The organism is Amycolatopsis sp. NBRC 101858 (genome assembly GCF_030269325.1).
In the GTDB taxonomy this organism is placed as follows: domain Bacteria; phylum Actinomycetota; class Actinomycetes; order Mycobacteriales; family Pseudonocardiaceae; genus Amycolatopsis; species Amycolatopsis ponsaeliensis.
This window is the reverse complement of the sequence record NZ_BSTD01000002.1, coordinates 1,475,265-1,487,326: the sequence shown is the minus strand read 5'-3', so window position 1 is coordinate 1,487,326 and position 12,062 is coordinate 1,475,265. Positions and strand designations below refer to the sequence as shown.

At 74.5% G+C, this 12,062-nt stretch carries 1 pseudogene; it reads left to right on the top strand.

The features are described from left to right. Positions 1-33: 33 nt before the first annotated feature. Positions 34-11,883, top strand: a pseudogene (locus QSK39_RS19940) (SDR family NAD(P)-dependent oxidoreductase); the annotation flags it as partial. Positions 11,884-12,062 lie beyond the last annotated feature (179 nt).

Here is a 12,062-nt window from a genome sequence, read left to right as displayed (position 1 = left end):
GAACAGAAACTGCGCGACTACCTCAAGCGGACCATCGCCGACCTGCAGCAGACCCGCGACCAGCTGCGCGAGGCCCGGTCGGCGGCGGCCGAGCCGATCGCGATCGTGGGCATGGGCTGCCGCCTGCCCGGTGGGGTGGTGAGCCCTCAGGATCTGTGGCAGCTGGTCTCCCAGGGCGTGGACGCCGTCTCGGAGTTCCCCGCCGACCGGGGCTGGGACCTCGACGCCCTCTACGACGCGGATCCCGCCCGCACCGGCACGAGCTACACCCGCCACGGCGGCTTCCTGCACGACGCCGCCCTGTTCGACCCCGGCCTGTTCGGCGTGTCCCCGCGCGAGGCGCTGGCGATGGACCCGCAGCAGCGGCTGATGCTGGAGACCACCTGGGAGGCCCTGGAAAACGCCGGGATCGACCCGCTTTCCCTGCGGGGCAGCGACACCGGCGTCTTCACCGGCGTGATGTACCAGGACTACGCCAGCCGCCTGCACCGGATCCCGGACGGGTTCGAGGGGCAGCTCAGCATCGGCAGCTCACCCAGCGTCGTGTCCGGCCGGGTGTCCTACACCTTCGGCCTCGAAGGCCCGGCGGTCACCGTCGACACCGCGTGCTCGTCGTCCCTGGTCGCCCTGCACCTGGCGAGCCAGTCGCTGCGGCGCCGGGAATGCTCGCTGGCCCTGACCGGCGGCGTGGCGGTGATGGCCACGCCGGGCACGTTCATCGACTTCAGCCGGCAGGGCGGACTGGCCCCGAACGGCCGGTGCAAAGCGTTCGCCGCCGCGGCGGACGGCGCCGGGTTCGCCGAGGGCGCCGGGGTGCTGGTGCTCGAACGGCTGGCCGACGCCCGCCGCCACGGCCACCCGGTGCTCGCGCTGGTGCGGGGCAGTGCCGTGAACCAGGACGGGGCCAGCAGCCGGCTGACCGCCCCGAGCGGTCCGGCGCAGCAACGCGTGATCCGGCAGGCCCTCGCCGACGCGCGGCTCACCCCCGCCGACGTCCACGCCGTCGAGGCGCACGGAACCGGCACCACCCTCGGCGACCCCATCGAGGCGCACGCCCTCCTGGCGACCTACGGCCAGGACCGGGCTGAGCCGCTGTGGCTGGGCTCGGTCAAGTCCAACATCGGGCACACCCAGGCGGCCGCCGGCGTGGCGGGCGTGATCAAGATGGTCCTGGCCATGCGGCACGGCACGCTGCCGAAGACCTTGCACGTGGACGCCCCGTCGGCGCAGATCGACTGGTCGGCGGGCGCAGTCGAGCTGCTGACCGAGCCGCATCCGTGGCCGGGCCCGGTCCGCCGGTCCGCGGTGTCGTCGTTCGGTGCCAGCGGGACCAACGCGCACGCGATCCTGGAACAGGCCCCGCCGGAACAGACCGGTGAGCGCGTCGCGTTCGCCGGGCCGGTGCCGTGCCTGCTGTCCGCCCACAGCGCGGCGGCGTTGCGCGCCCAGGCCGAACGGCTCTCGGCCCACTTGGCCGGGACCGACGTCGACGTGCTGGACGTGGGGCACACCCTGTCCGGCCGGGCGATGCTCGGCGAACGCGCTTTCGTGGTCGCCGACGACCGGGACAGCTTGATCACCGCCCTCGACCACGTCGGGGGCGAAGTAGCGGTCACCGGCGGAGTCGCGTTCCTGTTCTCCGGGCAGGGCTCCCACCGGGCGGGCATGGGGCGTGAGCTGGCCGCGACCTTCCCGGTGTTCGCCCGCGCCTGGGACGCGATCGGCGCTCACCTCGACCTCCGGACGGACGCCGAGTCGCTGGAGCAGACCGGGTTCGCCCAGCCCGCCCTGTTCGCACTCGAGGTCGCCCTGTTCCGGTTGCTGGAGTCGTGGGGGCTGCGCCCGGACGCGGTGCTCGGACATTCGGTCGGCGAGATCGCAGCGGCGCACGTCACAGGTGTGCTGTCCCTTGTGGACGCTTGTGCGCTGGTGTCCGCGCGCGGACGTCTGATGCAGGCACTCCCCGAGGGTGGGGCGATGGTGGCGGTCCGGGCCACCGAGGCGGAGGTCCGGCCGCTGCTGGGCGAGGGCGTCGACCTCGCGGCGGTCAACGGCCCGGCGTCGGTGGTGCTCTCCGGCGACGAGGACGCCGTGCTGGCGCTGGCCGCCCGCTTCGCGGACTCGAAGCGGCTGCGGGTGAGCCACGCGTTCCACTCGGCGCGGATGGAGCCGATGCTCGCGGAGTTCCGCCGGGTCGTCGCGGGCCTGTCCTTCCGGCCGCCCGAGATCCGGATCGCCGCCGGGGACGTCACGGACCCGGAGTACTGGGTGCGCCAGGTCCGGGAACCGGTCCGGTTCGCCGAGGGCATGCGGACGCTGCTCGACCTCGGTGTCCGGTCCTTCGCGGAAATCGGGCCGGACGGAGTGCTGTCGGCCATGGGCCAAGACTGCGTGGGGGAGACCGACGCGGTCTTGGTGCCCGCCCTGCGCCGGGACCGTCCGGAGCCGCACTCGGTCGTCACGGCGGTGGCCCGGCTGCACGGGCGGGGTGTCCCGGTCGACTGGACCAAGTACTTCGCGGGCACCGGGGCACGTCAGGTGGAATTGCCCACCTATGCGTTCCAGCGCAAGCGGTATTGGCTCGACGCGCCGCGCGAGGACGACGTCACTTCGGTCGAGCTGGCCGGAGTCGACGGCTTGCTGCTGACCAAGAAGCTGTCGTTGCGGTCGCATCCCTGGCTGGCCGACCACGCCGTGCTGGGCTCGGTGCTCCTGCCGGGCACGGCGCTGCTGGAGCTGGCGGTCCAGGCCGGGGACCGGGTCGGCTGCAGCCGGGTCGCCGAACTCACCCTGCACGCCCCGGTCGTCCTGCCCGCCACCGGCGAGCTCGATCTCCAGCTGCGGGTGGACGACCAGCGGGAATTGACCATCTACTCCCGCGACGGCTCCGAGTGGGTGCACAACGCCAGCGGCGTGCTGTCCGCCGGCGCGCCCGAGACCTTCCGGCTCACCGACTGGCCGCCGCCCGATGCCGTCGCGCTCGAGGTCGCGGACCACTACGACCGGCTCGCCGACGCCGGACTCCGCTACGGGCCGGCGTTCCAGGGCCTGCGCGCGGCCTGGCGGCGCGGGGACGAGGTGTTCGCCGAGGTCACGCTCCCGGACGCCCACCTCCCGGCGGTGCTCGACGCGGCCCTGCACGCGATCGGCCTGGGGCCGCTGGGCGACGCGGGCCTCGCGCAGCTGCCGTTCGCCTGGCAGGACGTCGACCTGTACGCCACCGGCGCGTCGACGGTCCGGGTCCGGATCACCCCGGCCGGGCCGAGCGCGGTCGCCCTCGAGATCGCCGACGGCACCGGGCTGCCGGTGGCCTCGATCGGCTCGCTGGCGCTCCGACCGGCCACAGTGGACTCCAAGCGCGACAGCATGTACCGCGTCGAGTGGGTCCCGGTGCCGGCCGGCACGCCCGCCACGGACGTTGTCCTGAGCACGTGCGAGACCGGGGCCGACCTCCCCGAGGGCGGCGGACGGGCGGCCCGCCGCGCGCTGGAGCAGGTACAGCAGTGGCTCGCCGAAGAACGACCGGACCGGCTCGCGTTCGTCACGAGGGGTGCCGTGGCCGTCGGCGACCAGGACGTCACGGACCTGGCGAACGCCCCGGTGTGGGGCCTGCTGAGGTCCGCGCAGAACGAGCACCCGGACCGGTTCCTGCTGGTGGACGTCGACGACGACCCGGAGTCGGCGCGGATCCTGCCGGACCTGCTCGGCGCCGGGGAACCGCAGCTGGCGATCCGCGCCGGGATCGGTTACGCACCCCGGTTCGCCACGGGAAGCAGACGCCTGGACGTGTCTTCGCCGGGCACGCTGGACGGCCTGGCCTGGGTCCCGGCGCCGGAGGCGGAACGGCCCCTCGGGCCCGGCGAGGTGCGGGTCGAGATGCGTGCCGCCGGCGTGAACTTCCGCGACGTGATGGTCACCCTCGGCCTGTACCCGGGAACGGCGGCAGTCGGCTGCGAAGGCGCCGGGGTGGTCAAGGAAGCCGGTCCGGGCGTGACCCGCTTCCGGCCGGGCGACCGGGTGTTCGGCCTGTTCGCGGGGGCGTTCGGCCCGCTCACCGTGACCGACCAGCGGCTGCTGGCGCCGATTCCGGCCGGCTGGACCGCCGAACAGGCCGCTTCGGTGCCGCTGGTGTTCCTGACGGCGTACTACGGCTTGCACGACCTCGCCGGAGTCCAAGCCGGGGAGCGGGTGCTCGTGCACGCGGCGGCCGGCGGGGTCGGGATGGCGGCGGTGCAGCTGGCCCGGCATTTCGGCGCCGAGGTGTTCGGCACGGCCGGTCCTGGCAAGCAGGAAGCGTCCACTTTGGACGACGACCACTTCGCCTCGTCGCGGGAGCTCGGCTTCGAAGCGAAGTTCGGTGCGGTCGACGTCGTGCTCAACTCGCTGGCCCGGGAGTTCGTGGACGCGTCGCTGCGGCTGCTGGCACCCGGCGGCCGGTTCCTCGAGATGGGCAAGACCGACATCCGCGAACCCGCCGGGGCCGACTATCGGGCCTTCGACCTGTTCGAAGCGGGCACCGACCGGCTCGGGGAGATGCTCGGCGAGATCGTCGAGCTGTTCGACCGGGGCGTGCTCGGCCACCTGCCCGTGACCACCTGGCCGCTCGGCCGGGCCGAGCAGGCGTTCCGGCACCTCGCCCAGGCGAAACACGTCGGCAAGGTCGTGCTGACCATGCCGGAACCCTTGGACGGCACGGTCTTGATCACCGGCGGTACCGGGGCGCTGGGCAGCCTGCTCGCCCGGCACCTGGTGACCGAGCACGGCATCCGGCACCTCGTGCTGGCGAGCCGCCGGGGCGAAGCCCCCGAGCTGTGTGCGGAACTGACCGCCCTGGGCGCGGAAGTCACCACGGTCGCCTGCGACCTGGCCGACCGCGCGGCCGTCGCGCGGATGCTGGCCGCGATCCCGCACCGGCTGACGGCGGTGGTGCACGCCGCCGGGGTGGTCGCCGACGCGACGGTGTCGGCGTTGACGCCGGACCGGCTCGACGAGGTGCTGCGGCCCAAGCTGGACGCCGCCTGGCACCTGCACGAGCTGACCGCGGACCTCTCGGCGTTCGTGCTGTTCTCCTCGGCGGCCGGGATCCTCGGCGGGCCGGGCCAGGCCAACTACGCGGCGGGCAACGCCTTCCTGGACGCCCTCGCCCAGCATCGCCGGGCCCACGGCCTGCCGGGCGTCTCGCTGGCCTGGGGCGCCTGGGAACACGGCATGGCCGGTCAGCTCGACGAACGCGATCGCGCCCGCATCGCCGGGTCGGGCATCGCACCCCTGTCCGAGCAAGACGGGCTGGCCCTGTTCGACGCGGCGCTCGGCGCGGAGGAAGCGGTGCTGGTCCCGGTCCGGTTCGACCCGGCCGCGCTGCGCTCGACGTCGCCGTTGCTGCGGCGCCTGGTGCGCGGCCGGACCCGCCGGGTGGCCGAGGTCGCCGCGGTATCTGCTGTGGACAGTTCGGAACCGGCGCTGCTGGACCTCGTGTGCGAGCACGCGGCGATGGTCCTCGGGTTCGGCTCGGCGGCCGAGATCGACCGCGGCCGGGCCTTCCGGGACCTGGGCTTCGACTCCCTCACCTCGGTCGAGCTGCGCAACCGCCTGGGCGCCGCCACCGGCCTGCGGCTGCCGTCCACGCTGGTGTTCGACCAGCCGACCCCGGTGGCGCTGGCCGCCTGGCTGCACCAGGAACTGCGCGGCGGGCCGGCCGAAACGGCCCCCGCCGTCCGGACCACGGCGGTCGACGAGCCGATCGCGATCGTGGCGATGAGCTGCCGGCTGCCCGGCGGGGCGGACTCTCCCGAGGACCTCTGGGAGCTGGTCGCCGCGGGCCGGGACGCCATCGCGGGGTTCCCGGCCGACCGCGGCTGGGACGTCGGCGGGCTCGGGCCCAGCGGGGGCGGGTTCCGGTACGACGCCGCCGAGTTCGACGCGGGCTTCTTCGGGATCTCCCCGCGCGAGGCGCTCGCGATGGACCCGCAGCAGCGGATGCTCCTGGAAGGGTCGTGGACGCTCTTCGAGCGGGCCGGGCTGGATCCCGCGTCGCTGCGCGGCGCGCCGGTCGGGGTCTACGTCGGCGCCATCCACAACGGCTACGCCGAAAGCGTGGGCAGCGAACGCGACAGCGTCGAGGGTTACCTGGTCACCGGCACGATGAACAGCGTCGCCTCGGGCCGGCTGGCCTACACCTACGGGTTCGAAGGCCCGGCGATCACCGTGGACACGGCGTGCTCGTCGTCCCTGGTGGCGATCCACCTGGCGGCCCAGGCACTCCGCCAGGGCGAGTGCACGCTGGCCGTGGCCGGTGGGGTGACCATCTCGGCGAACCCGGACATCTTCGTCGAGTTCGGCAAGCAGCAGGCGCTGTCCGCGGACGGGCGGTGCAAGGCGTTCTCGGCGGCCGCCGACGGTTTCGGGGTCGCCGACGGGCTCGGCCTGGTGCTGCTCGAACGGCTCTCCGACGCCCGGCGCAACGGTCACCAGGTGCTCGCGGTGGTGCGTGGTTCCGCCGTCAACCAAGATGGCGCCTCCAACGGGCTGACCGCGCCGAGCGGACCGGCCCAGCAGCGCGTGATCGGCCAGGCGCTGGCGAACGCGGGACTGCAACCGTCCGAAGTGGACGTCGTGGAGGCGCACGGAACGGGCACCCGCCTCGGTGACCTGATCGAGGCGCAGGCCCTGTCGGCCGCGTACGGGCCGGTCCGGGTGGGCTCGGTCAAGTCCAACATCGGGCACGCCCAGGCGGCCGCGGGCGTGGCCGGCCTGATCAAGATGGTGCAGGCGCTGCGCGCGGGCGTGCTGCCGAAGACCCTGCACGTCGACAACCCCCTGCCCGAGCTGGCGGAGCTGCGGTTGCTGAGCGAGGCCGAGGACTGGCCGGAGACCGGCCGGCCGCGCCGGGCCGGGGTGTCGTCCTTCGGGATCAGCGGCACCAACGCGCACCTCGTGGTGGAGCAGGCGCCGGACGAAGAGCCAGTGTCCACTTCGGACACGCCGGCGTTGGTGCCGTGGGTGGTGTCCGCCCGCAGCGCGCCGGCTCTCAAGGCTCGGCTGGACCAGCTGCGGGCGCACGTGCTGGCGCACCCCGAGCTGAGTCCCGCCGATGTCGGCTTCAGCCTGGCGACCGGACGATCCGTGATGCGGCACCGGTCGGTGGCGATCGGTGAAAGCCGCGAGGAACTGCTCGCACACCTCGGCGCGGTGACCGGCGACGCGCCGGCGTCAACTGGAGTGGTCTTCGTGTTCCCGGGCCAGGGTTCGCAGTGGACCGGGATGGCGACCGAGCTGCTGGAGTCCTCGCCCGTGTTCGCCGAGCGGATGCGGGAGTGCGCGGCGGCCATCAGGTCCATTTCGGACATCGACGTCCTCGCTGCCCTGCGGGACGGCTCGGCGCTGGAGCGGGTCGAGGTCGTGCAGCCTGCGCTGTTCGCGGTCATGGTGTCGCTGGCCGCGCTGTGGCGGTCCTACGGCGTGAACCCGGCGGCGGTGATCGGCCACTCGCAGGGCGAGGTCGCGGCCGCCTGCGTCGCCGGTGCGCTGTCGCCGGCCGACGCGGCCCGGGTCGTCGTGACGCGCAGCCGCTTGTTCGCGGAGACCATGGCGGGCAAGGGCGCCGTGCTCGCGGTGGCCCTGCCGGGCGACCAGGTCACGCGGAGGCTGGCCCGGTGGGACGGCCGGCTGTCGATCGCCGGGAGGAACGGGCCCGCGTCCTCGACCGTGGCCGGAGACCTGGACGCGCTGGCCGAGTTCGCCGCGGACTGCACGACGGCCGGAGTGCGCACCCGGCTGGTGCCGGGCACGATCGCGTCCCATTCGCCTCAGGTGGACCGGATCCGCGATCGGCTGCTGGCCGAGCTGGCCGAGGTGACACCCCGCGCCGCCGAGGTGCCGTTCTACTCCACGGTCACGGCGTCCCTGCTCGACACGACGGTCTTGGACGCGGAGTACTGGTTCCGCAACGTCCGGGAGCCGGTCGACTTCGAAGGCGCCGTCCGCACCGCCATGGCCGACGGGCACGCCGTGTTCGTCGAGGCCAGCCCGCACCCGGTGCTCACGATGAGCATCGCCGACATCGGCGCCGTCGGCGTCGGCTCGCTTCGCCGCGGGGAGGGGCACCTGCGGCGGTTCCTGGCCTCGCTGGCCGAGGCGTACGTCCACGGTGCCGACGTCGGCTGGGCGTTCCCGCCCGGCGCCCGGCTCGTCGACCTCCCGACGTACCCCTTCCAGCGTGAGCGGTACTGGCCGGACGGCGCCCGGTCCGCCGACGTGCGGTCGGCCGGTCTCGACACCGCCGACCACCCGCTGCTCGGCGCGACCGTGACCCTGGCGGAGTCCGACAGCATCGTGTGCACCGGATTGCTGTCCCCGGGAACCCAGCCGTGGCTGGCCGACCACGTCGTGGCCGGCACGGTCTTGTTCCCCGGCACGGGGTTCGTCGAGCTGGTCCGGCACGCGGGCGAGCAGGCCGGCTGCGGCACGCTCGACCGGCTGACCTTGACCACGCCGCTTGCCCTGCCCGCCGGGGAAAGCGTGCAGGTGCAAGTCACGGTGAGCGCGCCGGACCCGGCCGGGGCGCGGCCGGTGGCCGTCCACTCCCGGCGGCCGGACACCGAGTCCTGGACGCGGCACGCGACCGGCCTGGTGACGACCGGGCCGCCGCGGTACTTCGAGCTGACCCAGTGGCCGCCCGCCGACGCGGTCGCGCTGGACCTGGACGGGCTCTACGAGCGGCTGGCCGAAGCCGGCCTGGCGTACGGCCCCGCGTTCCGGGGCCTGACCGCGGCCTGGCAGCGCGGCGACGAGCTGTTCGCCGAGGTGTCCCTGCCCGCGGAACTGCGCGACGCCGGCCGCTACGGCCTGCACCCGGCGGTCTTGGACGCCGCACTGCACGTCCTGGGCACCGCCGGGCGGGGCAGGCTGCTGCCGTTCGAATGGGCCGGGCTGTCGGTGCACGCCACCGGGGCGTCGACGCTGCGCGCGCGGCTGGCCCCGGCAGGCACCGACGCGTTCTCGATCGACCTGGCCGACGTTACGGGTTCGCCGGTGGCGTCGGTGGAATCGCTGGCGTTCCGGGCCGCCACCGGTGTGCGACCGGACTCGCTGTACCGGCTCGACTGGGTACCGGTGCGGGCGGCCGGGCCGGCGGCCGAGGTCGTGTTCGCCGAGGACTTCACCGGCGCCGCGGACGCGCTCGGCCTGATGCAGGCCTGGCTGGCCCAGGACACCGGCGCCCGGCTGGTGTTCGTCACCCGGGCGGCGGTGGCGGCCCGGCCGGGCGACGACGTGACCGACCTCGCCAGAGCCGGAGTCTGGGGGCTGGTCCGGTCCGCGCAGGCGGAGCACCCGGACCGGTTCGGCCTGCTGGACCTGGACGGGGATCTGCCGGAAAGCGCCGTCGCCGCGGCCTTCGGGGCCGGCGAGACGCAGCTGGCGGTCCGGGGCGGCGAACTGCTGGCGCCCCGGCTGGACCGGCTCGCCGGCGAGCTGCGGCCCCCGGCCGGCTCCTGGCGGCTGCACAGCGGCCAGGGCGCCCTGCGAGACCTGACGCTCGCCGGTGCGCCGGAGGCCGACCGGCCGCTGACCGCCGGTGAGGTGCGGGTCGCGGTCCGGGCGGCCGGGGTGAACTTCCGGGACATCATGGTCGCGCTGGGCCTGGTGCCCGAGGGCGACCGGGCGATCGGTGCCGAAGCTGCGGGCGTGGTCGTCGAGATCGGCCCGGACGTCCGAGGCTTGGCTCCGGGCGACGCCGTCCTGGGCCTGTTCTCCGGCGCGTTCGGCCCGGTGGCGGTCACCGACCACCGGATGCTGGCGCGGATCCCGCATGGCTGGTCCCACGCCCGGGCCGCCGCGACGCCGGTCGCGTTCCTGACCGCGTGCTACGCGCTCACCGACCTCGCCGGTGTCCGACCAGGGGAGTCGGTGCTGGTGCACGCCGCGGCGGGCGGGGTGGGCATGGCCGCCGTGCAGCTCGCCCGGCAGCTGGGCGCGGAGGTGTACGCGACGGCGAGCCCGGGCAAGTGGGACACCCTGCGGTCGCTGGGGCTGCCGGACGACCACATCGCCTCGTCCCGGGACCTCGAGTTCGCCACGAAGTTCCCGCCGGTGGACGTCGTGCTCAACTCGCTGGCGAACGAGTTCGTCGACGCGTCTCTGGGGCTGCTGCGCCCGGGTGGCCGATTCCTCGAGCTGGGCAAGACCGACATCCGCGAACCCGCCGACCACCCCGGCGTCACCTACCGGGCGTTCGACCTGGCCGAAGCCGGGCCGGAGTGGATCGGCCGGATGCTGGCCGACGTGCTGGCGAGGCTCGAGTCCGGGCAGCTGCTTCCGTTGCCCACCAAGCTGTGGGACGTCCGCCAGGCGCGGGAGGCGTTCCGGTTCGTGGCGCAGGCCCGGCACGTGGGCAAGGTCGTGCTGACCGTGCCGCCGCCGCTCGACCCGAAGGGCACGGTGCTGATCACCGGCGGCACCGGCACCCTCGGGCGCCGGATCGCCGAGCACCTGGTGGCCGAACACGGCGTGCGGCACCTGCTGCTGACCGCTCGCCGCGAGGACCACCCGCCGGTCGACGGCGACGCCGAGGTGGTCGTCTGCGACGTCGGCGACCGCGCGGACCTCGAGCGGCTGCTCGCGCGGATCCCCGCCGAGCGTCCGCTGACCGCGATCGTGCACGCGGCCGGAGTGCTCGACGACGGCGTCATCGAGTCTCTGACCCCCGACCGGCTCGAGCGGGTCTCCCGGCCGAAGGCCGAAGCGGCGTGGCACCTGCACGAGCTCACCCGCGACCTGGACCTGGCCGCGTTCGTGCTGTTCTCGTCCAGCGCGGGCGTCCTCGGCTCGGCCGGCCAGGGCAGCTACGCCGCGGCGAACACCTCCCTGGACGCGCTCGCGGCGCACCGGCAGGCGCGCGGGCTGCCCGCGGTCTCGCTGGCCTGGGGCCTCTGGGCGGACGAAAGCGGGATGACCGCCACCGCGGACACCGCGCGGCTGTCCCGGTCCGGGCTCGAGGGCCTGTCCACCGCGGAAGGGCTGGCGTTGTTCGACGCCGCACTGGCGGCCGGGCTGCCGATGGTGGTTCCCGCGAAGCTGGCGCCGCGGGCGCGGGTCCCGCGCCGGACCGTCCGGTCCGATGTGGACGGTCTACGGCGACGGCTGGCCGGCCTGCCCGCGGCCGATCAGGAGAAGACCCTGGTGGACCTGGTGCGCGGCCACGCGGCCGCCGTGCTCGGCCACGCCGGGCCCGAGGCCGTGGCGCCGGAGCAGGCGTTCCTGGAGGTCGGGTTCGACTCGCTGACCGCGATGGAGCTGCGCAACAGCCTCAACGCGGCGACCGGCCTGCGGCTGCCGGCCAGTGCGGTGTTCGACCACCACACCCCGGCCGGGCTCGCCCGGCACCTGCTGGCCGAACTCGGCACCGAAGCGCCCGCGACGACGGACCTGCTCGGCGACCTGTTCCGCCAGGCCGTCGCCGACGGGCGCGTGCCCGAAGGCCTCGAGCTGCTCAAGGCGGCCGGCGGCCTGCGGCCTTCTTTCGGTTCGCCGGCGCAGCTCACCCGGCTCCCGCGGCCGGTGCCGCTGGCCACCGGGCCGAACCCGACCGGCCTGCTCTGCTTCCCGTCCCCGATGGTGATGGGCGGCGTCCAGCAGTACGCCCGGCTGGCCGCGCACTGGCGTGACGTGCGTGCGGTGCAGGCCATGCCGGTGCCCGGCTTCGCCGGCGCCGAGCCGCTACCGGCCACAGTGGACGCTCTGGCCGGCGTGCTGGCCGAAGCCGCGCTGAGCCAGGGTGATCCCCGCGGGCAGGTGCTGCTGGGCTACTCCTGGGGCGGCCTGCTCGCGCTGGCCACCGCGAGCGCGCTGGAACAGCGGGGCGTCCGGCCCGCCGCGGTCGTGCTGCTCGACACGCACGTCGGAGAAGTCGACGGGCTCTTCGACCGCGTGCTGCAGGGGCTGCTGGAAAGAGAGTCCCTGTTCGGCCCGTTCACCGGCACCCGGCTGTCGGCGATGGGCCAGTACCTCCGGCTGCTCGGCGGACACCGGCCGCCGGAGATCACCACACCTGTGCTTTTCGTACG